This is a genomic window from Bacillus mycoides (assembly GCF_018742245.1).
Taxonomy (GTDB): Bacteria; Bacillota; Bacilli; order Bacillales; family Bacillaceae_G; genus Bacillus_A; species Bacillus_A cereus_U.
This window is the reverse complement of record NZ_CP036132.1, coordinates 3,128,284-3,152,604: the sequence shown is the minus strand read 5'-3', so window position 1 is coordinate 3,152,604 and position 24,321 is coordinate 3,128,284. Positions and strand designations below refer to the sequence as shown.

Genomic DNA, 24,321 nt, shown 5'->3' with positions numbered 1-24,321 from the left:
TAGTAGTTTGATTATAAATATTTCACCCTAGATAAAAGATTAGTTCATGTCTTTTTTTGTGTTGGCGTTATTCTTAGAAGAGCGTTTAAAGTAGCGGTAACGAATAAAATGTTTTTACTAGGTATTTAAATAGGGGTAACTGGCATCTAGTCAAACTCAATATTATTTTGAGTGTAACTGGTCACTGCTTATGGGCAGTATAAACATAATCTCTCTTTTAAACCTTCTAACAATTCTTCAGGCACTTCCCTAATTTTGATATCCTTACCTAGGAAAAGTAGCCAATTTGTTATTTCTGTTAATTCATCGAGATTGTTAACATTGATAAAAGTCTTTAAAATGGCTGTGGATTGATAAGGATTTGTATAGGAAATAGAAATTTTTAAAGGATGGTATTTTTTGAACTGGGCAATCGCTTTTGGACCAAGTTCAAGTACAAGGTTGATTGCTTCGTCCTTCTTACTGAGTTTTTCTAAAATCTTTTTCTTACTTAATCTCTTTTTCATCGTATAGGGTTCGACATTGATGAGATGATCGACAGGGAGCATCTTCTTTTTTTCTTCTTTTATGTCAAAGACTTCAATTATCCAATGGCTTTTTTCTTGATAAAGGTGTAGTAGATAAATTGGATAAGACTTGATTTCCGCTTCTTCTTTTATGGTAATCAATAAATGGCTATCCAAAAGAAGGATTTGGATGAGTTTTTCTAACATAGGATGGGGGAGGTCAGAAAGCTCAAGTAGGTCAGGATTATGAGGGTTAGTCCCTTCAAAAAGCAAGATTTGATTTAAAAGAACAAGGTCATCTTGCTGGATTTCTGAGATGAGTCCTAGTAGTTTTTCGGCTAAAGACTTACGACTCTTTAGATAGGGAAGTTGTTGATTTCTTGTGGCCATAAAGGCAATAAAAAGAGCTTTGACCTCATTATCAGTAAAGCGAACAACGGGCAGGATAGAGTTATGCATGACAAAATAGCCACCATCTCTTCCAACTTCAGCGACGAGCGGCATCCCCATGGCTTCAATCTCTCTAATGTCTCTAATAGCTGTCGATCGTGAGATGTTAAATTCTCGTATAATTTCAGAAATTGTAAAGTGGGAGCGGTTGTTGATGTACCGCATGATGGTATTAATCCGTTCAACTTTTTTCATGTTGGTCTCCTAAACAGTATCATTTTTTGACATGATTTAAGGATATTATAAACTCATCAGATGAAAAGATAAATCATTTGATTAATTTAAAAAGAGGAAGGTTTTGAATATGAAAAATTATACTTTGGAAGAAAAAGATAGCTTTATCGTGTTAGGTATTGGAACTGAACTTAAGAGCGAATACACAGACTTTGCTGGAATAAATAAAGAAAAAGAAGACTTTTGGGAGGCCGTTAAACAAGATGGAAGGCTTGACACTTTAAAGGATTTAGCTACAAATGATTACATTTTTTCTGTGAGCGAAGCGGTGAATAACAAGATGATGTATTATGCTGGTGTTATGACAGAGGCACAAATACAAGAAGAATCTAGAGTTATCCAGTTTCCTATGGGGGAATATTTAGTAGTTAAAGGGGAAGGCAAGACGGCTGAGGAGCTAAGTAATAAGCTTACTGGCATTGCCTTTGGTCAAGTCTTACCAGAAGCAAAGGATTTTGCCTATGTTGGTGGGCCAAATACAACGGTTGAGATGGGGCAGAGAAACGGCTTAGTATTTGGTGAAATGTGGATTCCGGTTGTTAGGAAGTAAATAGTTAAAAGGAGAGATGAAATTGTCCTATATCGTTGATTTTAAAAATGTAACTACAGTTGGTTTAGAGTCTTCACCCATAGTAGAAGCGCTTGCTGGTTTACGTGCTCATGAAGCACGTTACTTTATGAACAAATACAAGCATGAATTTACGGTTGTACCAGCTAGTGAAAACGAGGAGACTCTAGATTACGTGAACTACGTTTTGAAAGAAGAACGTGATATTGAGTTTGCGGCAAAACCTTTAGAAACATCGCTTTTTCAAGTGGAAAATATTAAATTTGCCTATGTCTTCTATGAGGATGGTCTTGCAGTCAACGTCATGTATACGTTGGATAACCCGAAGAAGCGGGCTGTTGGATTTAAGCTTTCTGATGGAATGGAGATACCAAAGGAGTTAGAAGAGAAATTTAAGTTTGCTAGGCAGAAGTCTAAACTTGCTGGAACAATTCGGGGTTCGTTTTTTGTAATAAAAGGAGAATATAGTATAAGTTGAAGAATCCGTCATTTGTTGTATTGAGTTATTTTTTTAAAAGATGCGATTAAGGCTAACAATCTTGAATTGTTAGCCTTTTTTTACATAAGTATAATATTCATAGTCTGCTACACGCGATGTTCTTATAAAATGAAACAAAAGGAAATTACTATAAGGGGGTGGTGGGGTGAGCAAAAAAAGGCTATTTGAGTTATTCTTAGTAATTTTTGCTTTACTATTCCTTCATGTAAGCACATTTACCAATGAAAAATTGAACGATAAATTTGGTAACTTTACCTTCTTTGTTGTATTTCTCATGTTTTATATCAACGTTGCATTTGTAGAACGGTATTTTGATGATATACAAAAGTGGATTCGAAATATCATATTTCTTCTTGCCCTGTTAGTAGTAACTTTAATATCACTATGGATAGGTTACTTTTAAATCCTTACTTCCGAGAACGGGAATTATGTCAAAAGTAAATCCGGTCTACTGTACGTTTTTAGTGGATTGGTGGCCGATAAAATCTTGTAGTAGAAGCAACAGAAAAAAGGATAACAATAATTAAAGGCTGACATGATTCAACTTAGTTATAAAAAATTAATAAATATTAAAAGAAAACCATCAATTTGAACAATCTTTTTTCAAATTGATGGTTTTTATTTTTGAAAAAATAACTATTTTATAAAAGATATTTTTTTGACCCCCATAAAATTATTTATTCCTTCGAATATATATAAGTAGAAGAAAGCAAATGAAAGAAAAAGCTAAAATTACCAAAAATATAGAGAAGAGTTATTCAAAGATTGCAGATAAAATAGAAAAAGAGCAAGAAGAACAAGTGGTATTGCAAAAGAAAACAAGAAAGCAGTACAAAATATAGACTTCACTTTAGTGCAAGTGGAAAAAATAGTCATCTAAAAAAGTCGGCCTCGAAAAATATGAGTAATAGCAAAGAGACAACCCAAAAGAAAAGTACTAAGAAAATGTGGTTAAATGGTCACTTGTTTAGTGACCATTTTGCTATTTGAAGCAGAAGGAGGCAGGGAGATTACTAGTGTTGAGTTTAGTAATGAAGATCTTAAAAAAAACGAAAATAGAAGATATCGTATTTAACATACAAAACAACGGAGGAGATAAGGAAGCTTTTATCGTACAGTATCAGCCGTTTATTAGAAAATCAATCTCGTCTGTCTGCCGCCGTTATATTACAGAACAGGATGATGAATATAGCATTGGGTTGTTTGCGTTTAACGAAGCAATTGAACAATATTCATATAAAAAAGGGAAATCTTTTCTAGCGTTTGCTGATCTTCTTATAAAAAGAGATGTAATTGACTATATACGTAAGGAGTCTAAGCATAATCTTGTCTTTTTAAAAGAAGATAAGCAAGAGGAAATATTAGAAATGCAAGTATCGCTTACGGAGTATATGAAAGAGATGGAAAATAGTAACCGTAAGGAGGAAATTCTTCATTTTCAAAGTGTGCTAGCTGAGTTTAAAATCACATTTTCAGAGCTTGCTAAGGAATCTCCTAAGCATCGTGATACGCGTGAGCACTTAAGAGAAATTGTAAAGATTATTATAAAAGACGAGAAAATGATGGAAGAGCTGTTCAGAAAGAAAAAGTTACCGCTGAAACATATTGAACCACGTGTTAGGGTAAGTCGTAAAACGTTGGAGCGACATAGAAAATACATTATTGCGATGTGTATTATTTTTGCAAACAACTATACATATATTCTTGATTATATAAGAGGGGAGAAGCATGATGAATAAAGGAATTGTGATGGATATAAAAAAACATAGCGTAGTTGTTTTAACTCCAAATGGAGAGTTTATTACGTTTAAAAGAAAAGTACACTCTTACATGATTGGAGAGGAAATCTCGTTTAACAAACAAGAGCAAAGAGCACCGCGTTATTCAATCCCTTCTTTCTTAAAGCCTGCATCATTACTTGTTACTTGTTTTCTATGTGTGTTGCTGTTTTTCTACAACCAACCGGAAGAAAAAGTATTTGCTTATGTCTCAGTGGATATAAATCCAAGTTTAGAGGTGAGCGTAACAAAGGATCTTCGTGTTATAGATTTGCGAGCTTGTAATGATGATGGAAGGCGTATTTTAAAAGAAATGAAACGATGGGAAAATAAAGACCTGCAAGACGTAATACGTACTATTATAAAGCAGAGTCAAGAGGATAAGTACTTAACGAATGATAAGCAAGTTATGCTAACAGCTGTTACAAAGGACAAGTCGCTAGAACCACAGTTGGAAAAGGCTATGCAAAAATTAAAGAAAGAGTATGAGACAAAACACGTTACAGTCGTATATCAAAGCAGTACGATGCAAATGCGGGAGAATGCCAAGAAAGCAGGAGTTGGCACAGGTGTTTATATAAAGCAAGAGAAGGAGAAGCAGAAATCGCTTACTCCACCTACGCCGCCGTCTAATCAAGAGGAGCGCGATGAGGAGATACATTCGCAACCAAAGTCATCTCCTGATGTATCATCGGATTCGTCTCCTGTAAAAGAAGAAAGATACGAGAAGCAGGAGCATATAGAACAAAAGCAATCCAAGGAACAGCAACCGAAGCAAATAAAAGAAAATAATGGACACCAGCAAGAAAACAACGGTAGAGGGCCTCAAAAAGAAAATAATGGACACCAGCAAAAAAACAACGGTAGAGGGCCACAGCAAGGAAATAATGGACACCAGCAAAAAAACAACGGTAGAGGGCCTCAAAAAGAAAATAATGGACACCAGCAAGAAAACAACGGTAGAGGGCCTCAAAAAGAAAATAATGGACACCAGCAAGAAAACAACGGTAGAGGATCACAGCAAGGAAATAATGGACATCAGCAAGAAAACAACGGTAAAGGATCACAGCAAGGAAATAATGGACACCAGCAAGAAAATAACGGTAGAGGATCTCAACAAGGAAATAATGGACATGAGCAAGAGAATAACGGTAGAGGATCTCAAGGAAATAATGGACACCAGCAAGAGAACAATGGTAGAGGGTCTCAAGGAAATAATGGACATGAGCAAGAGAATAACGGTAGAGGATCACAGCAAGGAAATATAAACGAAAATAACGGGCCTGAAAATGAGGACAAAAACGTTCCTACCACACAACATCAAGGGAATGAAAAGAAGAATCTATAGAATATTGAAGATGGGAATTCGTTTTATGGTAATAAACCCCTCTAGTTTCAAACTGAAGGGATTTTTAATATTTAAATTTTTTAATTGACGGACATAAAATCGTATATCCTTTCGAATTATATATACGGATATCATTAATATTTATATAAAAGGGGAGTAAGAAATATGAAAGTAAAAAAAGAAATGTATGAAGAGGTTGCTGAAGCATTGAAGGTATTGGCGCATCCTGCCCGTTTATCTTTAATAGAAATAATGATCACAAAAGGCCCTACTAATGTAACAACAATGTATGAAACATTACAAATGCCTCAAAGTACAATTAGTCAACATTTATCCAAACTAAGAGCTGCTAAAATCGTTACAGGTACTCGGAAAGGATTAGAAATTTATTATGAAGTAACGGATAATCGTACAAAAGCAATATTATTAAGCTTGGTTTAAATGCTGACTTGCTTGAATTCAACAGTAAGATGAGGATAAGAAAGCAATTCTGTTCCCATGAATTTTTAGAATTTTACATAAGGGCTATATTTATAAGAATATGTAATTTTCTTTCACTACAGTTAATTCCTTTGAGAAATAAGCTTTTTTTCATTTTAGGGGTATTTTTTGCTAGCTTAATAGTGATATGACGATACCCCTATTATAAAATTTCAGAAGAACTCTTGACATAGAAGATGTAACAAAGTTGAGATGGTTCTTTTAGTCATTTAATTTTTTTATTTGATGGTCTTTTCCCCATTCTAATAGTTCATTCATAATTTGCATTAAAGATTTTCCATGTTCGCTTATTGTGTACTCAACCTTTGGTGGTACTTCTTGATATACAGTACGATGGATAATCCCATCAGCCTCAAGTTGCCGAAGTTGTTGTGTGAGAACTTTTTGCGTAATGTTTGGAATTTCTCGTTTGATTTCATTTGTTCGCATTTTTCCATCCGTCAAAACACATAAAATATGAACTTTCCATTTTCCGCCGATCACGTCGAGTGTCGTTGCGATTGGGCAGTCATCATTTTGATTCATATAACACCTCCAAAGGTACTTTAAGGTTCCTATAGCACTTTAAAGTACGTACTTTTCAATTATATGTAACTCATACATACTAATACGTAAAGGATTGATTAATTTATAAAGGGGATGGAAAATGATGAGAACACTTGTAATTGTAGCACACCCTGATATTGAAAAATCACGAATTAATAAAAGATGGATAGAAGAACTTGAGAAATATTCGGATGAAATAACGGTACATGAATTATATAAAGTGGCACCGAATTGGGAGTTTAATATTGAAGAGGAACAAAAGCTGTTAGTAGAACACGATCGATATATTTTCCAATTTCCGCTTTACTGGTATAGTTCACCACCATTATTAAAAAAATGGTTTGATGATGTATTAACATATGGATTTGCGTACGGATCAAAAGGGGATAAAGTGAAGGGGAAAGAATTTGGTGTAGCTATTTCTATAGGGGGATTAGAAAAAGACTATAAAAATAGCGGGATTACAATGGATGAGTTAACGAAACCGTTTCACGCTACATGCCTATATACAGGAATGGAATTTATACCATCATTTTATTTATATGGTGCGGAATATAAACTAAGTGATGAAGCGATTAATAAAAGTGCACCTGAGTATGTGCAATATGTTATGAATAAGAAGTATTCTAATATATAAGGAAAAGTGAAATCCAGTTATGTACAAAGCATAACTGGATTTTTGTTTATAAAAAACATAATAATTTACTAGATTTTGTATTTTGTGTAAGATAATAAAGAATATTCAATTAATAATTAAAGGAAGAGATATAAATGAAGCTGCCACTATTACAAGTAGAGACAGAGAGACTGATTATCCGTCCATTTCAAAAAGAGGATTATGAAAGTTGGTTAGATGGATTCAATAAGAGGTTACCATCTCAATATAAATACGATGATGGCTATCATGACATGTCGTCTTCAACAAAGGAATGGTTCACGGAATGGATAAGAGGATTTGATGAGGCGGCACGACGGGATGAAATGTACGTTCTAGGTATTTTTCAGAAAGAAGATGGCGCCAATATTGGAAAGCTAGAGCTTATAAAAATTTTACGTATGGACTATCAATGGGCAATGATGGGCTACTCTATTCATAATCAATATTGGAAAAATGGATACGGAGTAGAAAGTGTAATAGCTGCGCTGCCGTTATTTTTTAATGGCCTTCATTTTCATAGAATCGAATTACATATACATGTTGATAATGAGCCATCCGTTCGTTTGGCAGAAAGAGCTGGTTTTTCATTTGAATGTATGAGAGAGGCGTTTTCTATGGGGAATGGTAAGTGGGCAGATTTTCTTATTTATTATAAAAATAAGGAGACGGATATATGAGGGTACTTATTACAGGTGGAAATCGAGGATTAGGGTTACAGTTAGTAAAAGGATTTCATGAGAATGGGCATATCGTTTATCCGCTAGTTAGAAGTGTGGAAGCGATAAAACAGTTAAAACAGATGTTTTCTTCTAGATGTTTTCCTATATTAGCAGACTTGTCAGATGATGAGAGTACTGAGTGTATTAAGAAGCAAGTTGAGGAGTATACAGAGTATATTGATTTAGTTATAAATAACGCTGGAATTACTGGAAAGGAAACGGAGGTTTTACGTACCAATTCAGAAGAGTTAACGGACCTATTTAACGTTCATTGTTTAGGTGTTATTCGAGCTATAAAAGGTACATATCCGGCTTTAACTAAGTCGAACCATCCGAGAATTATTAATATATCCTCTCGGTTAGGGTCATTACATAAAATGGCGGCCAAAGAGTTTCCTCAAGGAGAGTTTTCGTATTCATATCGAATTGCGAAAGCAGCACAAAATATGTTAACACTCTGTTTACAGCAAGAGTTTGCGGATAAAGGAATTCGTGTAACCGCCATTCATCCAGGGAAATTAAAGACGGACATTGGTGCTTCTGATGCGAATATGACTCCTGCTGAAGGAGCTCAAAATATATATGATTGGATAATACATTCGAATGAGGATGTGTCAGGGAAGTTTATTGAGCCGGGTGTAGGTGAATTGAAATGGTAATGTACGATCTTTCAATTATTCAAAATGCATTTAGGTCTTTCAAAAAATGTTAAATAGATTATCAAATGCAGTAATAATTGAAGATATAGAAGAAAGACCGGAATATATCCGGACTTTCATTACCTGTTCAACACTTCAATATAAGAAGCATCCCCAGCTGTTCTAATAGTAGAGCGGAAATTATTGTGTTCTAAAGTTTCAGCAACTTGTTTTAATTGCTGTGCATCATCGTGATGAATGAGTAAACTATCTGCGCCACTTTCTTCTATATGAATATGTTCAACATTTCCGATCGCTTCATGTATAGCTTTTAAAAATTCAGGTTTCATATTGTCCTCCTATATGTATGTAACGTCGTTAAATAGTATTTCCTTATTTTTGAAATATAAAAGTAGAAGAAAGGATAAATGAAAATGAATATAACGCAGTTTAAAGAACATATTACATCTCTTTTTGAAGAGCATCTTAATAAATACGGTGATGACGAGTATGGCTTCACTCACATTAGTAAAGAGGAATTTCACAAAATAGGTTACACGACAAATTTGACGCTAGAGACGATTGAAGAAGCATATCAAAATGGGGTTGATATGATACTTACACATCATGCGCCGTGGAGCTTTTTATTCGGTATGGAAGAGGCTTGTATTGAGAAATTAAAAGAATATGAAATGAATCATTTTTGGATTCATTTGCCGTTAGATTTTGTAAAGTTTGGCACGTGTACGTCGTTATTTAATGAAATTGGGATAGATACAATACTGGAATATTCCACGTATGAGGAAGAAGAGCTACCAGGAATAGGAGAATATAAAGAAGCGATTCCCTTTTCAAACTTAGTTGGAAAACTTGAAGAGAGAATGGAAGAGAAAGTGAAGAGTTGGAAAAATCATGATAAGCCAGTAAAACGGATTGCGATTTTAACAGGTGCAGGAAATAATACAAACCTTATTGAGCGTGCACTAGAAAAAGGTTGTGATACGTACATAACAGGAGAAAAAACATTATATACAGTACAACATGCAAAATTTAAAGGCATCAATTTGATTGTAGGTAGTCACACATTTACAGAAGTGTTTGGTGTAGAAAGTTTGGCTCGTAAGTTAAAAGAAAGAGATAATTCAATAGAAATTACTAGATTAAATGAAGATCATTTGGAGTGAGGGAAATGGTAACGATATATGCAAATTATGGGGAATCAAAGGTGAAATTAACGTGGGAAAAAGATTGTATATTGCCAGAATACGAAAGAATCACGAGTGTTCACGGTTTTTGTTTTCATAATAATAAGGTTTTACTGATAGACCATGAGCAGCGTGGTTGGGACTTTCCTGGTGGGCATATAGAAGAAGGGGAACTACCAGAAGAATGTTTTAAAAGAGAAGCGTGGGAAGAAGGTTATGTGAAAGGGGAATGTACTTTATTTGGATATATTATCGTTGACCATAGTGATAATCCAAATTGGAATGAAAATAGTCCGTATCCAAAAGTAGGGTATCAGCCGTTCTACCGGATGGAGATTAATGAAGTGCATAAGTTTGACGGTGAGTATGAATCCGATAAAAGGATGTTTGTTAGAGTAGAAGAGAGTGCAGCGTATCATTATAAATGGAATGAATTATATGATGAAATCTTGAAGGAAGCCGTTTTGATAAAATAAAAATTAATTTCTGCAATATTAAGATGTTAGAAGGGATTCTCTTGCAATTGTCAAATAATAGTAAAGTTGTCTTTTGAATTGAAGGAATCTTCAGATGCAAGGGTGAGTGAATGAACATTTCAGTAATCGCTAAACAACTAGTTAATGAGAAGATTATTTCACATTATCCAAATAGCATGAAAGTGTTGAGCGGAGGAACGACAAGTACTGTATATTTGTTGGATGGAAGATATGTTGTGAAATCGAATGAAGCGAAAGTAATACGTGAAGAAGCTAATTTTCTTTCTTTTTATGAGGGGAATGCGTTATTTTCAAAGCTTTTGTATAAAGAACCTTTACATACATATGTTGTGTATTCTTTCCTTGAAGGTAGTCCTTCGTGCGAACAAGGACATAAACGAAGTACGCTTATTACACTTGTAAAAGAAGTTATCAATAAGTATAAAATTGTTCCAGGTGCAGATGGCTGGGGATGGAAAGAAAGTCTGGTTCAATCTTGGAATGAATTTTTAACGGCAAATGTGATGGAATCTTATGGAAATGTAAGACGTTACATAAGTGAGGAAGAGTATAGAATTGTTCTTAAACTAGCGAATAGTCCAAATAGGGGGACTGGAATAAATCAGCCATTTTTAGTACATGGTGATTTTGGATTCCATAATTTTATATTCCGGGAGAATAAGCTGTGCGGTGTAATTGATCCTTTACCAGTGTTAGGAGATCCTATATACGATTTAATTTACGCGTTCTGTTCAACACCAGAAGATTTGACGAAAGAAACCATTCAGTATGTGATGAAACAATGTGTATTTCGTAAAAGGGACCGAGATTTATATGAAGAAATAGTAATAGGTTTATATTTGCGTATCGATACATGTTTGAGACACCACCCGAAAGATTTAGAAGATTACTTAGAAGCTTGGCGTTATTGGATGGGCGAAATTGAGACGACTTGATGGCACAAATATTGGGAGGGGGAGATAGTGAAATGAATATTTCAGAAGCAAGAAGAGATTTAGCACAAAAAACGAAGAGGGGATTTCCTGTTATACTAGCTGGTCTTTTATTTTGGAGTATAGCGAGCATAACTGGTGTTTTTCTTTCAGAAAAGCAAGTTGTGTGGGTGTATTTAATTGGTATGGGCTGTGTGTTTCCTTTCGGCCTAATGTTAGCTGCCGTATTAAAAATTGATATGTTTGCGAAAGGAAATCCGCTAGGGACTTTAGCGGGAGTAATTGGTGGGATAAATGTATTAAATATTCCGTTTGTATTACTTGCATATTTTCAATTTCCAGAGTGGTTACCTTTTGTAGTAGCGATGTTAATAGGTGTTCATTTTGTACCGTACGTATGGATTTATGAAAGTAAAAGTTATGGGTTATTATCAGTAGGAACTGTATTAGTAACGTCAGTATGTGGGATTCTTTTTGCGGAAAAAGGATTTATCGTAATTCCTATGGCGGTTACAGTTGTCTACTTTATTACTCTTATAAGCTTATCAATTGAAAATAAAAAAGCAGAAAACGATCAACAAATATCAGCTTAGCAAAAAATTAAAGGGATAGGGGAATAACTATGAATAATTTCGTTTGTACAACGTGTGGCGTGCAGTATGCAGCGAGTGTGGAAGAACCGGTAAGTTGTCTTATTTGTGATGAGGAGAGACAATATGTTAATCCGAAAGGGCAGTCTTGGACGACTTTAGAAAACTTGCAAACGAGTGATACATATAAAAATGAAATTATAGAAGAAGAAAATGGGCTTTATAGTATTACGACAAAACCAGAATTTGCGATCGGTCAGACGGCATTTGTAGTAAAAACAGAGTCATATCGTTTACTATGGGATTGTATTACTTATTTAGATGAAACGACAATTGAGAAGATAAAAGAGTGGGGCGGATTAGATGCAATTGCACTATCTCATCCGCATTATTATTCAACTCAAGTAGAATGGGCAGAAACATTTGATGTGCCAATTTATATACATGAAGATGATAAAGAGTGGGTGATGCGTCCGAGTAGTCGTATTATTTATTGGACTGGCGAGTCTTTACGATTAGCGGATGGAATTACTGTTCATCGTCTCGGAGGGCATTTTAGTGGCGGTTCTGTATTACACTGGGAAGAAGGAAATGATGGGAAAGGTATTTTATTAACAGGTGATATTATTCAAGTTGTAGCGGATCAACAGTGGGTGAGCTTCATGTACAGCTATCCAAACTTAATTCCACTACCAGCAAGGAAAGTGGAGGAAATGGCGAATCGCGTGAAGTCGTTACAGTTTAATCGTTTATATAATGCCTTTCACCGAGTAGTGAAAGAAAATGCAAATGAGGCAGTTGAACGGTCTGCGGAAAGATATATGAAAGCGATAGAAGGAAAGCTGTTTCATACGTAAAAGGAGAGTTAGCTTTATGAAAACGTTAGTATGCTTTGGGGATAGTATTACAGCTGATGAAACATTTTTTGATGGAACGCCGAGGTTAACACCACGTTTGCAAGAGATGTTTCCAAATTGGAAAGTGGTTAATGCAGGTGTTCCAGGTGATAATACGTTCGATGCACTACAAAGGATTGAAGAGGATGTATTATTGCATGAACCAGATTTCGTAACAGTTTTTCTTGGTACGAATGATTCGGTGTTATTTGATCCAGTTCCATTACAGTCGTACAAAGAAAATTTAGAGAAAATTGTAAGTGCGATCTCACCAGAAAAAGTATTACTTATTAGTCCTGCACCAGTTGATGAAGAAAGACAACGTAATAGAACGAATGAAGTACTCGGTCAGTATGCAGCGGCGGTAGAGGAAGTAGCAAGAAAAACAGGGGGCCATTTTCTTAATTTATATGCTGAGATGATTCAAGAAGAAAATTATAAAATATTCGTAGAAGATGAAGAAAAAGATGGATTACACTTTGGACCACAAGGTTATGAGTATTTAGCGAAGTTAATTTGTGAAAAGTTAAAAGGAATTCTGTAAGAAGCAAAGCGTGGGCGCTTTGCTTTTTTTGTACTTCTTATAATGAATTAGCTGAATCACAGAAGTAGACGATTCCTGTACTAAATGTTTAGTACCTATAGCACTTTAAAGTACATACATTTTTAATGAGTTAAATATAATTCATAATAGCACCATTAAGAAGAAAACAAGCTTTACGGTACTATAGAGAATTTCAAAAAATGCCAATGTGATATAAAACGATTAGGGAGGTTAAAGATATGAGTACTTCAAATTTGAGTGAAATAAGTAAACAAATTTTAATAGAGGAGGAAACACTTCAATTTTCCTCTTTTACAAATGAAGATGCCTTGCAATTAGGTTTATTTATCGTTGAAACAGCAAAGCGAGAGGGGAAATTGATTGCTGTTGATATAGCAAAAAATGGTGTGCAATTATTTCATTTCAAGATGACAGGGACAACTGAGGAAAATACGAAATGGATTGAGCGTAAAAAACGGGTCGTTTCCCTGCATAATCATAGCTCGTATTATATGCAGATAGAAAGTGAAATAAGCGGAGTTCCATATCATGAAAAATACCGTTTAGATGGCTCGGAATATGCTGCGTTTGGTGGATGCTTTCCTATCCAAATAAAAAACGTAGGGGTTATTGGGATGATAACAGTCTCAGGATTACCACCAGAAGTAGATCATGAATTGGTTATAAGAGCAGTTAAAAATCATTTAAATCAATAATAGAAGTAATTTTAAAGGTTAAATAAAAAGGCAAAAATGAACATATTCCTGTTCGTTTTTGCCTTTTTATTATTTCTTTTTCGGTCTACGTACTAACTCGCCGCCACAATTCGGGCAAACGTTTTGTCTTTCCTCTGTACATGGTGCACAAAATGTACATTCATACACGCATATGTATGCTTCAGAATCGGGCTGAAGGGAATGGTCGCAAATTTGACAGTTTGTTTTCATTTCTAATGCCATTGTAATCCTCCTTATTATTCGAAAGTTCATAATTTAATTATAATTAATATTGTAGTGGAAGTCCTTTTTAAATGAAAAGAAATAAAAGGATTGTGTTGTTGTTTGAAATGAAATAGGTCTATTTATTTTAAAATTGATTATTTAGTGCAGTTGGAATATTATGAAATAGTCAAAAGACAACAGGGGGTATATATTTTGACTAATCATAACGATTATTTTCATGTAGAAGAGGATGTAAATCACAATAGTTTAAAAGCGGATTGTGAAAAGTGTTTTGGATTATGTTGTGTGGCATTACCGTTCGCGGCATCAATAGATTTTGCGGTGAATAAAGATGGTGGTAAACCTTGTGCAAATTTACAATCAGATTATAAATGTAGTATACATAGAGATCTTAGAGGAAAAGGGTATAAAGGTTGTACAGTGTTTGAATGTTTCGGTGCTGGGCAAAAGACTTCTCAAGTTACGTTTAAAGGAATGGATTGGCGGACAGATGCCGAGCATGCGCGAAAAATGTATGATGTTTTTCCGGTAATACATCAGCTTCATGAAATGCTGTGGTATTTGAAGGAAGCCGTTCTTTTAAAGGCGACGCGTACAATTTATAACGAGCTTAACAAAGCAATTGAAGAGACAGAACGCCTATCGAATTTAAGTCCAGATGAGTTAATGGAAGTAAATGTGCCATTACACCGTGCAGAAGTGAACATTCTCCTTTTAGAGACGAGTGAATTAGTATGGAAGGAAATGAATGTTGCACGTAAAAAACGAATCAGTCATCGCGGAGCAGACCTTATGGGAGCGAATCTGAAAAAGAAAGATTTACAAGGAGCAAATTTAAGAGGGGCTTATCTTATTGCGGCTAATTTACGAGATGCAAATTTAAGGGGAGCGGATCTCATCGGAGCAGACTTGCGAGATGCAGACATTCGCGGGACAGATTTTACAAATAGTATTTTTCTTACGCAAGTTCAAATTAATGCGGCGAAAGGGGACAAACATACGAAATTACCGAAATTGTTGTCTCGTCCAGGTCATTGGACTGCGTAAAGAGTATGGAGTGAAATAGTTTGGATATTTTTCAGTATTTAGAGGGAATGCAGGGAGACGTATTTTCGTTATCAGTATCTCAAATAGAATCGAAGTATTATGATATTTGTAGCACGTTAGCATCAAGTGAGCATGCGGAGCGCATTAAATTGATTCCATTAGATTTATACAAGGAAAGTATGAGAATTGGTTTGAAAGAAGCGTTAGAAATTGCTGAAAGTGAAGAAGCGAAGGCGATTTATTTTGAGTATGATCTTGATAATGAGTGGGATAGTCAGTTCTATATTTGTGACGATTACATGTTTCTTGAAGAAGATGATGAGGATTGGGCCAGTGATTGGACGGATGAAATAGAAGGACCGTCTTTAGGAGAGTTAGCTGATATTTATGGTGAAAATGGCTTTGATTCAGATAAAAGGGCTGTAGGTATTACTTTATATTTAATTGCGAGAACAGTGTGTAGTTTTATAAGTGAATGTAGTGGAGTACAAAGTAGTATACCAATTTGTATAGGATTCCATGATCAAGACCCAATTATGCGAACAGGAAGAGACTAAGTCTCTTCCTGTTTTTTTATACTATTTTTACTTTTCAAAAGTAGTAATTAGAACACTGCATATAATAAGGATACCACCAATGAAAAAGTTACTGCTTAATGTTTCATTTAATAAAAGCCAGCCCAGTAGCGAACCAACGATAGGTTGGAAGAAGAAAAATAATGAACCGATGCTAGCATCCATTAATTCTAATCCTTTATTCCAAAGGAAAAATGCACCTGCGGTTGAGACGATTCCTAAATAGAGTACTCCTAATAATACGTACATGTTCATATGTTCAATAGGAGTTGATTGGAATTCCCACACCATAAAAGGTGTAATGAAAAAGAGTGAAAAGAATATTGCATACGTTGTAATAATTAAAGATGAAAATCGAGTTGAAGCGATTTTTACATAAATGGACAGTAAAGCCCATGTAATAGCGGCTCCAACTAAAATGATTGTACCGATAAAATAGGAGCCGATTTCAATATCCCATCCGATAACGATAATGACACCGATTGTCGCTATGATAGTAGATAAAAGTCTACGAGTGGTTAGTTTTTCTTTTAAAATAAGCGCTGCAAATATAACCATAAATGCAGGTGTAGCTGATGTTACTAAAGAGCCTGTATGAGCGTCGGATAATTTTGTCCCGATGAATTGACATGTAATCGAAATGAAGTATCCGATGAAGCCAATCCAAGCGAATAATAGCCAATCTTTTTTGTGTATGGTTACTTTTTTCTTTTGCTTTTTTTCAGTTGTTTTCAAAATCACATATAAAACAACAAAAGCGATAATAAAGCGTAGCCAAACGAGTGTAAGTGGTGGGATAAAGTCGAGTACGTATTTACTAACGACGTACATACCGCCCCAAATACTTGCTGCTAGTGATAAACATATAGCTCCTAAAATTGTTTGTTTCATTTGAATGACCTCCGTCTATTTTTAGGGTTATGATTTATTCCCTAAGACGAGGCATGGCGCACTTGTCCCGCATTAACGGGCAGTAAAACTCCCACCTCAAAATTCAGCGAAAGCAAAGAAGTTAGGCGGTGGATCAACTGCCCGTAAATGCCCGATTGGTTCAACTAATAATCAGTGGGGGATGAAGAAACCCCCCACTGATTAAAGTTTCACTTTATTATATGAATGCCCGTCTTAGATTATAGACGGCCTACAGGTTGATCGTTTTCGAATGAAGTGTTGTAGTACATGAGCGTGGCCTCCCTTCTTCTTTTATAATGATATTATAACTTAATCTTCTGATTATTGTAGAACGTTATGAAAGTGTGTATAACAAACCGTCACGTTTGACTGTACAGTTTATGTATTGTATGATAATAGTAATATAAACAAGGGGGGAAGATCGTTGGGAAGGTGTATCGAATCGGACAGTTGGCTCTCATGGCTCACGTGTCGAAACGAACGATTGATTATTATACGAATCTAGGAATCTTAAAAGCGGAGCGATCTCAATCTAATTATCGCTATTACGACGAAACAGCATTTGAGACATTACAATTTATTGAGAAGTGCAAAGAAATGCATATGCCGCTTTGTGAGATTAAAGAGAGAATCGAGGAGAAGAAAAAGCTGCTCGGTATCAATGAACACGTTTCGAAACAAGTGAATGAAGTGACAGACCATATTCATAGATTAGAAGCAGAGCTAACGGAGTTAAAGCCTCTTTTAGATGAATTGACTGATTCACAACGTGAAAAAATATCGAAATCTTTATCAGGTCAAACGACAGCTTTAATACAGACACTTATTCTATTATTATAGAATAAGTGAAATCCGACCTCTTTAATTTTTGTATCGGGCTATGTTTTCTAACGAACAAATAAGAAAACATTATAGTATACAGGAGGTGGACACCTTAGTTTTTTAACTAAGGGGATTCATTGGAAATATTTAATTTAGTCATGGTTGCGATTTTAATCGCATTTACTGGATTTTTCGTAGCAGCAGAGTTTGCGATTGTTAAGATACGTTCAAGTCGCATTGATCAGCTTGTTGCGGAAGGGAAACGCGGTGCGTTAGCAGCGAAAAAGGTAACAACAAATTTAGATGAATATTTATCTGCTTGTCAATTAGGTATTACAGTTACAGCGATGGGACTTGGTTGGTTAGGTGAACCGACGATAGAAAAATTATTACACCCGTTATTTGAGAAATGGAACTTAAATCCTTCTATCTCATCAGTATTAACATTTGGTCTTGCATTTATGACGATGACGTACTTGCACGTTGTAGTCGGGGAATTAGCTCCGAAAACGATGGCAATTCAAAAAGCTGAAAAAGTGACATTGTTATTAGCAGGTCCGTTAATGATATTCTATAAAGTTATGTATCCATTTATTTGGGTATTGAATGGTTCTGCTCGTGTTGTAACTGGTTTATTCGGTTTGAAGCCAGCTTCTGAACATGAAGTAGCTCATACAGAAGAAGAGTTACGTCTTATTCTTTCAGAGAGCTACGAAAGTGGAGAAATTAATCAAGCTGAATACAAGTATGTAAATAATATCTTTGAATTTGATAATCGCATTGCGAAAGAAATCATGGTACCGCGTACAGAAATCGTTGGTTTCTATCTTGAAGATTCAGTAGAAGAACACATGAAAGTAATCCAAAATGAACGATACACACGTTATCCGATTTTTGGAGAAGATAAAGATGATATTATCGGTATGGTCAATGTAAAAGATTTCTTTATTCGATATATGAACAACGATCAAGAAGATTTATCATCGATTCGCACGTATATGCGTCCGATTATTGAAGTTATGGAAACGACTCCAATTCATGATTTATTACTGCAAATGCAGAAGAAGCGAATTCCAATGGCTGTTTTATATGATGAGTACGGAGGAACAGCTGGAATTGTAACGCTTGAAGATATATTGGAGGAAATCGTCGGCGAAATTCGTGATGAATATGATGAAGATGAAGCACCACCAATTCAACATGTGAACGAGTATCATAAAATTGTTGATGGAAAAGTGCTTATCACAGAAGTAAAAGATTTGTTTGGATTACACATTGAAGAAGACGATGTGGATACAATCGGTGGATGGATTATGATGCAAAATCATGAAATCGAAGAAGGACAATGCGTTGAAGCAGAAGGCTATGAATTTAAAGTGTTAGAAAAAGATGCTTATCAAATTAAACGTGTTGAAATTCAAAAAATGGATCATGAACAAGAACAAGAGAAAGCAGCAACTGTGTAAGTTGCTGCTTTTCTTCTGACACATAATAAAATGTGAAATTAGGAGCGGATATTTTGATTCAAGTAGCCTTACGTGTATATCGATTACAATTGTATACGATCTTTAGTGGTTTACTACTAATGTGGGCGGTTACTCCGTTTGGAAAACAAGTGACAGGATTCGGTATTGGTTTAGCTGTAAGTGCATACTGTCTTTGGTTATTAGCTCGCAGAGTGGAGAAAATAGGAAGAAGTATTGTGATGAAAGAAAAGGCTCCTGGATTAGGAGTTCTAAACCGATTTGCAGCCGCAATATTAGGGGCTATCATTATGTATGAAATTGAGCATGAAATGGAAATGTGGGCATTTGGTACTGGAATATTAGGTGGACACTTTTTAATGATTGCGAATTTAGCCTATGCAAATATGCAGCTAGTAAAAGAAGAAGAGAAACAAAGAGAACATGCTTCGAAAAACATAGAGTTATGAGGAAAGGGACCTAATCTGGTTCCTTTTTTGCGTTTAAAAATAAATGATATAATACGAGTGATTTACTGGTATTTATCGGATTTACGCCAAATATAATACGCTTATTTTTGAGGCATTTCAATAGTATGAAAAAAAATTAAAAAAAATTAAAAAACCCATCGATTTCTAAAGCTTATGTATGTTATCATGACAAAAGAATTTGCGAAAGAGGTGGATACCAATGTTACAAGCGTTACTTATTTTTGTGCTTCAAATTATTTACGTTCCAACTTTAACAATCCGTACGATTTTGCTTGTAAAGAATCAAACAAGATCCGCTGCAGGTGTAGGATTGTTAGAAGGAGCAATTTACATTGTCAGTTTAGGTATTGTATTTCAAGATTTATCAAATTGGATGAACATTGTTGCCTATGTCATCGGCTTTAGTGCGGGACTATTATTAGGCGGTTATATAGAGAATAAATTAGCAATTGGATATATTACGTATCAAGTTAGTTTACTAGACCGTTGTAATGAATTAGTAAATGAATTACGCCATTCTGGATTTGGCGTTACAGTATTTGAAGGTGAAGGAATAAATTCTATACGTTATCGCTTAGATATCGTTGCGAAGCGTTCAAGAGAAAAAGAACTTTTAGAAATTATTAATGAAATTGCACCGAAAGCGTTTATGTCTTCTTATGAAATCCGTTCGTTTAAAGGTGGATACTTGACGAAAGCGATGAAGAAGAGAGCGTTAATGAAGAAGAAGAAAGATGAGCATGCATCGTAAGAAAAGGGAGTAGCTGAGAAGCTACTCTTTTTTTGTTAGCGAATATCATCAATCTGAAAGGAAAATGAGGCCATCACGTATAAAAAGTACTGGTGGAAGAGAACGAAGGGGGAATGCAAAGTATGGAACAAACAGAAATGTTACAAGTGAATAAAAAGTGTTGGGACGTAGTAGCACCTCATTTTTTTCAAGTAGATTGTTTGCCTAAATATGGACCGTATACGGCATCAGAAGATGAAATTCATTTGTTTGATTTAATTGAGAATAAAACGGTTCTAGATATCGGATGTGGTAGTGGACATTCTTTGGAATATATGGCGGAGCGTGGTGCGAAAGAATTGTGGGGGCTCGATCTTTCAGAGACACAAATTGAAACAGCAAATGAAACGCTAAAAGATTGGAATCCAAAGTTAATATGTGGTGCGATGGAAGAGGAGCTAAATATTCCAGAAGAACATTTTGATATTGTATATTCCATCTATGCATTAGGATGGACTTCTAATTTAAGAAAAACATTGGAACTTATATATTCGTATGTAAAACCAGGAGGCAGTTTTATTTTTAGCTGGGAGCATCCGGTATATTCAAATTTGCAGTATGGAACAGAAGAAATTGTTTTATGCTCTTCATATCATGAGGAAACTCCTATTACGTTTGAAACATTTAAAGGGGAAGAAGTACAAGCGACATTATATAAGAGAAAAATGAGTACATATATAAATGAGTTAAATAGAGCTGGATTTACAATTGAGAGAATAGAAGAGCCTGAACCATCTTGTCTATTTGATGGAGAAGTAGCAGAGCCGTCTACGAAGTACTATTCTTTATATAAAGCTAGAATGGTGCCGACTACTTTTATTATTAAGGCGAGAAAATGAAAAATACAGCGTACACCGAAAAAGTGTACGCTGTATTTTGTTAAAGGTCAGTACTTATCTTTTTGGCTGGAAAATATGTTGAAAGAAGTATTTGTGATGTAAGTTATCTACAACTTTATTTGCTTGATATGTGCGGTGTTGTTCTAGTCGAAGTCTTTGCTCCATCATTTTTATTGCGTGATCAGATAAACGTAACATTATACATTTCTCCTTTTCTATAAATATAGGTTTTAATTGGTATCGTTCCCATATTTATAACTAAGGAGGCATACTGTGTAACATAGGCAAAAAAGCACCTTCCTCTCCCATTACGCTTACGAGGTTAGCTGTCGGACTCGGGAAGTGAGAGTGTCCCTACTTAAAAAAGATTCGCCCCAAGTAGCAAAAAGCTACATAAATGGTTCCCCCGCTCCAAAATTTGGATTCAGCAAAAGGTTTTATAAGGTAAAAAATAACATAAATAAATAGTTAAGTCAAACTATTTTGTGTATTCTGTCTTTTTAGTGAGGTCAAAACCATTCCATCAGGAAGTACGATATCTTGACTTTCAATAAAACCATGTTTTTTATATAAAGAAAGGGCAGGCTTATTGTTCTTCCCTGTTTGTACAATATACGCTTTTGAAGAAGAGAACATGTCAAATATAAAAAGTAGTAACTTAGTTGCTATCCCTTTATGGAAATGATTGGGTGAGACCACTAAACGATGGATATCAACTATATCTTCATCAACTTTAAAAGAAATAAATCCAATGAGTGAATTTTCCAGGAAATATCCATGGAATGTCTCATCGCAGTTTTGAATATCAGTTACAGTATCGTATAAACGGGGGATGGCCGTACTATTTATGTATTTTGCTTCAATTTCGTAAGCAGGAATTTGAATGTTTAAAATAGACAAAGCAGTATTATAAGAGTTTGCTATTAATTTTTGAATCATAAATAATAACGCTCCTTTTTTCTGTATTTTCATGCGTTTGACAAGATTTTTCATTTCTGGATATAATAATTACAAGGGTTACATAATAAGTTAGTGGATAAATAGATTTATTCTATAATAGAAATGGAGGACTAAAAATGGGATGGATTATCACATTAATAGTTGGTGCTATTATAGGTGCAATTGCTAGTTCTATAACGGGTAAAAATTTTCCGGCTGGTATGTTTGGAAATATAATTGCTGGTTTACTAGGAGCTTTGTTAGGTAGTAGATTATTTGGATCTTTTGGGCCATCATTTGGTGGGATTCATGTCGTGCCAGCACTATTAGGGGCAATTGTGTTAATTCTTATTGTATCATTTGTAGTAAAAGCTGCAAGGAAATAAAGGCTATTATTAATTATTTTATAAAGCCCTTTTTAGGGCTTTTCCTAATTAGAGAGGTGGTACACTTGGAGAAAGTAAATATAAGAAAAAGAGATAAGTTGAAAAAGTTTTTTAAAGAACAAAATTATTTAGCTGTACTACTTGGATTTGCGTTGCTGTTTGTAAATATATTATTACTTACAAAAATATCATTCGTCTTTACACCGTTCGTCGTATTTTTAAAAACAATCTTTTTCCCAGTATTATTAGCGGGAGTACTATTTTATATATTGCATCCATTCGTTTCTCTTTTAGAAAGAAAAGGTGTGTCGAGAATTGTGTCAATTGCCTCGATATATATACTTGTTCTTGGATTATTTGTTTTTCTTGCGGTGACGGTTATTCCGATTATTAAAGATCAAGTAAATGCTTTAATAGACAACTTGCCATATTTCGGGCATGAAATCGAAAGGGCAGCACGTAAATTTGGAGAAAGTAATGTAATTGGTAGAATGCAGGAAAGTTTAAATATTGATGTTGCTAATATCGTAAAAGATTCTACAATGAATTTTACAAAATCATTATCATCAGTAACAGGAAATGTAACTGGATTTTTAAGTACACTTACTGAAGTTGTTTTAACATTTGTAATGGTTCCGTTTATATTGTTCTATCTTTTAAAAGATGGTGAGCAATTACCAAATCATTTTTTAAAGTTTATATCTGAGCAAAGACAACCAGCTGCGAAGAGAATATTAGATGATATGCATTATGCGATTAGTTCGTACATTAGAGGACAAATTATTGTTAGTTTATTTATCGGTATTATGCTATTCATTGGTTATCTTATAATCGGCATTAAATACGCGGTATTACTTGCTATTTTGGCGATGATTGTAAACGTCGTTCCATATGTAGGTCCTGTTATTGCGATAACGCCAGCGTTAATTATTGCTTTTATTGACTCACCAGCAATGATTTTAAAAGTAATTATTGTCATGATGGTTGTACAATTAGCAGAGGGGAAATTTATTTCACCACAAGTAATGGGGAAAAAGTTAGACATTCATCCAATTACTATCATTTTTATTATTTTAACTGCCGGAAATTTATTTGGAATTATGGGGGTTATTTTAGCAATTCCAGGATATGCGATATTAAAAGTGTTAGTTACGCATAGTTATAGATTTGTTAAGTTGAATACGTAAAAAAGAGCTAAAACAGTTTTATCTGTTTTAGCTCTTTTTTATTAATAATTGATTTGCATATTAGGAGTACCAAGCTGTGCCATGACTGATCCATCAATAAACATCATACGTAGGCTTTTAATTCAACAATAGGTAGATTGCTTTCCTTTAGTTTGTAATCAAATATTATATCGTCCATGCGAAAATTCGTATCAACTTCAAGAGAAATGAAAGTACCCCCGATTTCTACTTGATTTCCGTTTTCAGTCTCAAAAGTGAGCGCACCGTCAAATGTTTCTATATACTCATCGCAGGTGTATAAATATATAGCGATAGGTGTGAAATGTATAATAACCCCTAAAGTATCATAGTCAGTCTGAATATTGTTCTTAAACTTACCAATTTTTTTAGTAAACCAACCCATAACTTCACCCCGTTTTTGTATTGTAAATAAGTTCTATATATTGATTATACATTACATGGAATAAATTGGTAATGATTATTACTAAAATTCTTAAGTCTCCACTGAGTGTTAAAAACAAGGGGTTAATTATGGTTAAAGGGTCAAAGAATGAAAATCCTTGTTGAAAAACCAGAAAATTCAGGTTTATATTAAGCTCAAATGTGATAAACTGTAAAAAATAACTAAAAAGCAATGAAAGAGAAGAGTACATATTCAAAACTTTTCAGAGAGCTGATATTTGGTGGGAATCAGTAAGGGATGAATATGGAATGGGCTCTGGAGCTTCTAGCTGAAATGAGTAGGCGAAGACGGTTACTTCACGTTATAGAAGCTTGAAGTGAGCTATAATATAGCTAA

Annotated in this window: 34 protein-coding genes, 1 riboswitch and 1 other annotated feature (1 of these 36 only partly in view); of the genes, 26 read left to right on the top strand and 8 right to left on the bottom strand. The window is 34.7% G+C overall.

Annotated features, from left to right (window positions below; translation table 11 throughout):
* Window positions 1-188: 188 nt before the first annotated feature.
* A complete protein-coding gene (locus tag EXW56_RS16185) occupies window positions 189-1,151 on the bottom strand; it encodes a helix-turn-helix transcriptional regulator (protein WP_215596767.1) in 963 nt (320 codons plus the stop codon).
* Window positions 1,152-1,260: 109 nt separating this feature from the next.
* Between EXW56_RS16185 and EXW56_RS16180 the strand changes: the two genes are divergently transcribed.
* The 7 genes from EXW56_RS16180 (at window position 1,261) to EXW56_RS16155 (ending at window position 5,824) form a co-directional block, all read left to right on the top strand.
* Complete coding sequence (locus tag EXW56_RS16180; RefSeq protein WP_033714001.1) at window positions 1,261-1,740, top strand: GyrI-like domain-containing protein; 480 nt, start codon at window positions 1,261-1,263, stop codon at window positions 1,738-1,740.
* A gap of 16 nt (window positions 1,741-1,756) precedes the next feature.
* On the top strand, window positions 1,757-2,236 hold the full coding sequence (locus EXW56_RS16175) for a hypothetical protein (RefSeq protein ID WP_033716701.1): 480 nt from the start codon (window positions 1,757-1,759) through the stop codon (window positions 2,234-2,236).
* Window positions 2,237-2,402: 166 nt separating this feature from the next.
* Window positions 2,403-2,660, top strand: a complete 258-nt coding sequence (locus tag EXW56_RS16170; RefSeq protein WP_215596766.1) for a DUF3963 domain-containing protein — start codon at window positions 2,403-2,405, stop codon at window positions 2,658-2,660.
* 310 nt (window positions 2,661-2,970) lie between these two features.
* On the top strand, window positions 2,971-3,099 hold the full coding sequence (locus EXW56_RS27855) for a hypothetical protein (protein WP_256416133.1): 129 nt from the start codon (window positions 2,971-2,973) through the stop codon (window positions 3,097-3,099).
* Window positions 3,100-3,273: 174 nt separating this feature from the next.
* Entirely contained in the window at window positions 3,274-3,996 is a 723-nt protein-coding gene (sigI, locus tag EXW56_RS16165; protein ID WP_002199815.1) for an RNA polymerase sigma factor SigI, read from the top strand.
* Window positions 3,989-5,383 (top strand): anti-sigma-I factor RsgI family protein, encoded by a 1,395-nt coding sequence (locus tag EXW56_RS16160; RefSeq protein WP_286097518.1) that lies wholly within the window; start codon window positions 3,989-3,991, stop codon window positions 5,381-5,383. Before sigI ends, EXW56_RS16160 begins: the two co-directional genes overlap by 8 nt.
* Before the next feature lie 165 nt (window positions 5,384-5,548).
* Window positions 5,549-5,824 (top strand): ArsR/SmtB family transcription factor, encoded by a 276-nt coding sequence (locus tag EXW56_RS16155; RefSeq protein WP_002199818.1) that lies wholly within the window; start codon window positions 5,549-5,551, stop codon window positions 5,822-5,824.
* Between the two features lie 261 nt (window positions 5,825-6,085).
* On the opposite strand, the gene EXW56_RS16150 is transcribed toward EXW56_RS16155, so the two are convergent.
* The gene (locus EXW56_RS16150) at window positions 6,086-6,409 is read right to left on the bottom strand and encodes a winged helix-turn-helix transcriptional regulator (protein WP_002199819.1); all 324 of its coding nucleotides are present in this window, start codon (window positions 6,407-6,409) and stop codon (window positions 6,086-6,088) included.
* A gap of 124 nt (window positions 6,410-6,533) precedes the next feature.
* On the opposite strand from EXW56_RS16150, the gene EXW56_RS16145 reads away from it, so the two are divergent.
* The 3 genes from EXW56_RS16145 (at window position 6,534) to EXW56_RS16135 (ending at window position 8,466) form a co-directional block, all read left to right on the top strand.
* Window positions 6,534-7,067: an NAD(P)H-dependent oxidoreductase gene (locus EXW56_RS16145; protein WP_215558622.1), complete on the top strand. Its 534-nt coding sequence runs from the start codon at window positions 6,534-6,536 to the stop codon at window positions 7,065-7,067.
* 134 nt (window positions 7,068-7,201) lie between these two features.
* On the top strand, window positions 7,202-7,765 hold the full coding sequence (locus EXW56_RS16140) for a GNAT family N-acetyltransferase (protein ID WP_002199821.1): 564 nt from the start codon (window positions 7,202-7,204) through the stop codon (window positions 7,763-7,765).
* Window positions 7,762-8,466, top strand: coding sequence for an SDR family NAD(P)-dependent oxidoreductase (locus EXW56_RS16135; RefSeq protein ID WP_215557245.1), 705 nt, complete (start codon window positions 7,762-7,764; stop codon window positions 8,464-8,466). Before EXW56_RS16140 ends, EXW56_RS16135 begins: the two co-directional genes overlap by 4 nt.
* Window positions 8,467-8,585: 119 nt before the next feature.
* On the opposite strand, the gene EXW56_RS16130 is transcribed toward EXW56_RS16135, so the two are convergent.
* Window positions 8,586-8,795 carry a hypothetical protein gene (locus tag EXW56_RS16130; protein WP_002066340.1) on the bottom strand — a complete coding sequence of 70 codons (210 nt, stop codon included), beginning with the start codon at window positions 8,793-8,795 and terminating at the stop codon, window positions 8,586-8,588.
* Window positions 8,796-8,879: 84 nt separating this feature from the next.
* Between EXW56_RS16130 and EXW56_RS16125 the strand changes: the two genes are divergently transcribed.
* The 7 genes from EXW56_RS16125 (at window position 8,880) to EXW56_RS16095 (ending at window position 13,825) form a co-directional block, all read left to right on the top strand.
* Window positions 8,880-9,629 (top strand): Nif3-like dinuclear metal center hexameric protein, encoded by a 750-nt coding sequence (locus EXW56_RS16125; protein WP_215597582.1) that lies wholly within the window; start codon window positions 8,880-8,882, stop codon window positions 9,627-9,629.
* Window positions 9,630-9,634: 5 nt separating this feature from the next.
* Window positions 9,635-10,126: an NUDIX hydrolase gene (locus tag EXW56_RS16120; RefSeq protein ID WP_215596765.1), complete on the top strand. Its 492-nt coding sequence runs from the start codon at window positions 9,635-9,637 to the stop codon at window positions 10,124-10,126.
* A gap of 110 nt (window positions 10,127-10,236) precedes the next feature.
* Window positions 10,237-11,082, top strand: a complete 846-nt coding sequence (locus EXW56_RS16115; protein WP_215596764.1) for a phosphotransferase — start codon at window positions 10,237-10,239, stop codon at window positions 11,080-11,082.
* A gap of 32 nt (window positions 11,083-11,114) precedes the next feature.
* A complete protein-coding gene (locus EXW56_RS16110) occupies window positions 11,115-11,672 on the top strand; it encodes a DUF7010 family protein (protein ID WP_215553658.1) in 558 nt (185 codons plus the stop codon).
* A 29-nt stretch (window positions 11,673-11,701) separates the two neighbouring features.
* Window positions 11,702-12,526 (top strand): MBL fold metallo-hydrolase, encoded by an 825-nt coding sequence (locus EXW56_RS16105; RefSeq protein ID WP_215596763.1) that lies wholly within the window; start codon window positions 11,702-11,704, stop codon window positions 12,524-12,526.
* Window positions 12,527-12,542: 16 nt separating this feature from the next.
* Window positions 12,543-13,109, top strand: coding sequence for an SGNH/GDSL hydrolase family protein (locus tag EXW56_RS16100; protein WP_215596762.1), 567 nt, complete (start codon window positions 12,543-12,545; stop codon window positions 13,107-13,109).
* 239 nt (window positions 13,110-13,348) lie between these two features.
* The gene (locus tag EXW56_RS16095; protein ID WP_002199830.1) at window positions 13,349-13,825 is read left to right on the top strand and encodes a heme-degrading domain-containing protein; all 477 of its coding nucleotides are present in this window, start codon (window positions 13,349-13,351) and stop codon (window positions 13,823-13,825) included.
* Window positions 13,826-13,894: 69 nt separating this feature from the next.
* On the opposite strand, the gene EXW56_RS16090 is transcribed toward EXW56_RS16095, so the two are convergent.
* Window positions 13,895-14,068 carry a DUF1272 domain-containing protein gene (locus EXW56_RS16090; protein ID WP_001162783.1) on the bottom strand — a complete coding sequence of 58 codons (174 nt, stop codon included), beginning with the start codon at window positions 14,066-14,068 and terminating at the stop codon, window positions 13,895-13,897.
* Window positions 14,069-14,263: 195 nt separating this feature from the next.
* Between EXW56_RS16090 and EXW56_RS16085 the strand changes: the two genes are divergently transcribed.
* Window positions 14,264-15,118 carry a pentapeptide repeat-containing protein gene (locus EXW56_RS16085; protein WP_215596761.1) on the top strand — a complete coding sequence of 285 codons (855 nt, stop codon included), beginning with the start codon at window positions 14,264-14,266 and terminating at the stop codon, window positions 15,116-15,118.
* A 20-nt stretch (window positions 15,119-15,138) separates the two neighbouring features.
* Complete coding sequence (locus EXW56_RS16080; protein ID WP_215596760.1) at window positions 15,139-15,675, top strand: hypothetical protein; 537 nt, start codon at window positions 15,139-15,141, stop codon at window positions 15,673-15,675.
* 27 nt (window positions 15,676-15,702) lie between these two features.
* Here the strand turns inward: EXW56_RS16080 and EXW56_RS16075 are convergent, their stop codons facing one another.
* Window positions 15,703-16,584, bottom strand: a complete 882-nt coding sequence (locus EXW56_RS16075; protein WP_002161071.1) for a DMT family transporter — start codon at window positions 16,582-16,584, stop codon at window positions 15,703-15,705.
* 453 nt (window positions 16,585-17,037) lie between these two features.
* Between EXW56_RS16075 and EXW56_RS16070 the strand changes: the two genes are divergently transcribed.
* From EXW56_RS16070 to EXW56_RS16050, 5 genes are all read left to right on the top strand, one after another.
* Window positions 17,038-17,445 carry a MerR family transcriptional regulator gene (locus EXW56_RS16070; protein ID WP_033710905.1) on the top strand — a complete coding sequence of 136 codons (408 nt, stop codon included), beginning with the start codon at window positions 17,038-17,040 and terminating at the stop codon, window positions 17,443-17,445.
* 119 nt (window positions 17,446-17,564) lie between these two features.
* Entirely contained in the window at window positions 17,565-18,893 is a 1,329-nt protein-coding gene (locus EXW56_RS16065; RefSeq protein WP_002199834.1) for a hemolysin family protein, read from the top strand.
* A 53-nt stretch (window positions 18,894-18,946) separates the two neighbouring features.
* The gene (locus tag EXW56_RS16060) at window positions 18,947-19,360 is read left to right on the top strand and encodes an ATP synthase subunit I (RefSeq protein WP_002199835.1); all 414 of its coding nucleotides are present in this window, start codon (window positions 18,947-18,949) and stop codon (window positions 19,358-19,360) included.
* Window positions 19,361-19,580: 220 nt separating this feature from the next.
* Window positions 19,581-20,132, top strand: coding sequence for a DUF2179 domain-containing protein (locus EXW56_RS16055; RefSeq protein WP_002110919.1), 552 nt, complete (start codon window positions 19,581-19,583; stop codon window positions 20,130-20,132).
* 122 nt (window positions 20,133-20,254) lie between these two features.
* Window positions 20,255-21,010 (top strand): class I SAM-dependent methyltransferase, encoded by a 756-nt coding sequence (locus EXW56_RS16050; RefSeq protein ID WP_215557238.1) that lies wholly within the window; start codon window positions 20,255-20,257, stop codon window positions 21,008-21,010.
* Between the two features lie 54 nt (window positions 21,011-21,064).
* Here the strand turns inward: EXW56_RS16050 and EXW56_RS16045 are convergent, their stop codons facing one another.
* Window positions 21,065-21,208: a hypothetical protein gene (locus tag EXW56_RS16045; protein WP_000945246.1), complete on the bottom strand. Its 144-nt coding sequence runs from the start codon at window positions 21,206-21,208 to the stop codon at window positions 21,065-21,067.
* A gap of 97 nt (window positions 21,209-21,305) precedes the next feature.
* A riboswitch (cyclic di-AMP (ydaO/yuaA leader) is annotated at window positions 21,306-21,450 on the bottom strand.
* Between the two features lie 28 nt (window positions 21,451-21,478).
* Entirely contained in the window at window positions 21,479-21,949 is a 471-nt protein-coding gene (locus EXW56_RS16040; protein WP_215557237.1) for a GNAT family N-acetyltransferase, read from the bottom strand.
* Window positions 21,950-22,086: 137 nt separating this feature from the next.
* Here EXW56_RS16040 and EXW56_RS16035 point away from each other — a divergent pair, with 137 nt between their 5' ends.
* Together EXW56_RS16035 and EXW56_RS16030 are read left to right on the top strand one after the other, a co-directional pair.
* On the top strand, window positions 22,087-22,335 hold the full coding sequence (locus EXW56_RS16035) for a GlsB/YeaQ/YmgE family stress response membrane protein (RefSeq protein WP_002110912.1): 249 nt from the start codon (window positions 22,087-22,089) through the stop codon (window positions 22,333-22,335).
* 65 nt (window positions 22,336-22,400) lie between these two features.
* Window positions 22,401-23,522, top strand: coding sequence for an AI-2E family transporter (locus EXW56_RS16030; protein ID WP_002110910.1), 1,122 nt, complete (start codon window positions 22,401-22,403; stop codon window positions 23,520-23,522).
* Window positions 23,523-23,625: 103 nt separating this feature from the next.
* Here the strand turns inward: EXW56_RS16030 and EXW56_RS16025 are convergent, their stop codons facing one another.
* On the bottom strand, window positions 23,626-23,925 hold the full coding sequence (locus tag EXW56_RS16025; protein ID WP_002199839.1) for a hypothetical protein: 300 nt from the start codon (window positions 23,923-23,925) through the stop codon (window positions 23,626-23,628).
* Between the two features lie 222 nt (window positions 23,926-24,147).
* Window positions 24,148-24,321, top strand: a binding site (T-box leader) (it continues 35 nt past the right edge of the window).

Excerpts from the sequence above, each read along its gene's own strand:
- EXW56_RS16185 (WP_215596767.1), bottom strand. The coding sequence starts at position 1,151 with ATGAAAAAAGTTGAACGGATTAATACCATCATGCGGTACATCAACAAC.
- EXW56_RS16180 (WP_033714001.1), top strand. The coding sequence starts at position 1,261 with ATGAAAAATTATACTTTGGAAGAAAAAGATAGCTTTATCGTGTTAGGT.
- EXW56_RS16175 (WP_033716701.1), top strand. The coding sequence starts at position 1,757 with ATGAAATTGTCCTATATCGTTGATTTTAAAAATGTAACTACAGTTGGT.
- EXW56_RS27855 (WP_256416133.1), top strand. The coding sequence starts at position 2,971 with ATGAAAGAAAAAGCTAAAATTACCAAAAATATAGAGAAGAGTTATTCA.
- EXW56_RS16160 (WP_286097518.1), top strand. The coding sequence starts at position 3,989 with ATGAATAAAGGAATTGTGATGGATATAAAAAAACATAGCGTAGTTGTT.
- EXW56_RS16155 (WP_002199818.1), top strand. The coding sequence starts at position 5,549 with ATGAAAGTAAAAAAAGAAATGTATGAAGAGGTTGCTGAAGCATTGAAG.
- EXW56_RS16150 (WP_002199819.1), bottom strand. The coding sequence starts at position 6,409 with ATGAATCAAAATGATGACTGCCCAATCGCAACGACACTCGACGTGATC.
- EXW56_RS16145 (WP_215558622.1), top strand. The coding sequence starts at position 6,534 with ATGAGAACACTTGTAATTGTAGCACACCCTGATATTGAAAAATCACGA.
- EXW56_RS16140 (WP_002199821.1), top strand. The coding sequence starts at position 7,202 with ATGAAGCTGCCACTATTACAAGTAGAGACAGAGAGACTGATTATCCGT.
- EXW56_RS16135 (WP_215557245.1), top strand. The coding sequence starts at position 7,762 with ATGAGGGTACTTATTACAGGTGGAAATCGAGGATTAGGGTTACAGTTA.
- EXW56_RS16130 (WP_002066340.1), bottom strand. The coding sequence starts at position 8,795 with ATGAAACCTGAATTTTTAAAAGCTATACATGAAGCGATCGGAAATGTT.
- EXW56_RS16125 (WP_215597582.1), top strand. The coding sequence starts at position 8,880 with ATGAATATAACGCAGTTTAAAGAACATATTACATCTCTTTTTGAAGAG.
- EXW56_RS16120 (WP_215596765.1), top strand. The coding sequence starts at position 9,635 with ATGGTAACGATATATGCAAATTATGGGGAATCAAAGGTGAAATTAACG.
- EXW56_RS16115 (WP_215596764.1), top strand. The coding sequence starts at position 10,237 with ATGAACATTTCAGTAATCGCTAAACAACTAGTTAATGAGAAGATTATT.
- EXW56_RS16110 (WP_215553658.1), top strand. The coding sequence starts at position 11,115 with ATGAATATTTCAGAAGCAAGAAGAGATTTAGCACAAAAAACGAAGAGG.
- EXW56_RS16105 (WP_215596763.1), top strand. The coding sequence starts at position 11,702 with ATGAATAATTTCGTTTGTACAACGTGTGGCGTGCAGTATGCAGCGAGT.
- EXW56_RS16100 (WP_215596762.1), top strand. The coding sequence starts at position 12,543 with ATGAAAACGTTAGTATGCTTTGGGGATAGTATTACAGCTGATGAAACA.
- EXW56_RS16095 (WP_002199830.1), top strand. The coding sequence starts at position 13,349 with ATGAGTACTTCAAATTTGAGTGAAATAAGTAAACAAATTTTAATAGAG.
- EXW56_RS16090 (WP_001162783.1), bottom strand. The coding sequence starts at position 14,068 with ATGGCATTAGAAATGAAAACAAACTGTCAAATTTGCGACCATTCCCTT.
- EXW56_RS16075 (WP_002161071.1), bottom strand. The coding sequence starts at position 16,584 with ATGAAACAAACAATTTTAGGAGCTATATGTTTATCACTAGCAGCAAGT.
- EXW56_RS16055 (WP_002110919.1), top strand. The coding sequence starts at position 19,581 with ATGTTACAAGCGTTACTTATTTTTGTGCTTCAAATTATTTACGTTCCA.
- EXW56_RS16050 (WP_215557238.1), top strand. The coding sequence starts at position 20,255 with ATGGAACAAACAGAAATGTTACAAGTGAATAAAAAGTGTTGGGACGTA.
- EXW56_RS16045 (WP_000945246.1), bottom strand. The coding sequence starts at position 21,208 with ATGTTACGTTTATCTGATCACGCAATAAAAATGATGGAGCAAAGACTT.
- EXW56_RS16040 (WP_215557237.1), bottom strand. The coding sequence starts at position 21,949 with ATGATTCAAAAATTAATAGCAAACTCTTATAATACTGCTTTGTCTATT.
- EXW56_RS16035 (WP_002110912.1), top strand. The coding sequence starts at position 22,087 with ATGGGATGGATTATCACATTAATAGTTGGTGCTATTATAGGTGCAATT.
- EXW56_RS16025 (WP_002199839.1), bottom strand. The coding sequence starts at position 23,925 with ATGGGTTGGTTTACTAAAAAAATTGGTAAGTTTAAGAACAATATTCAG.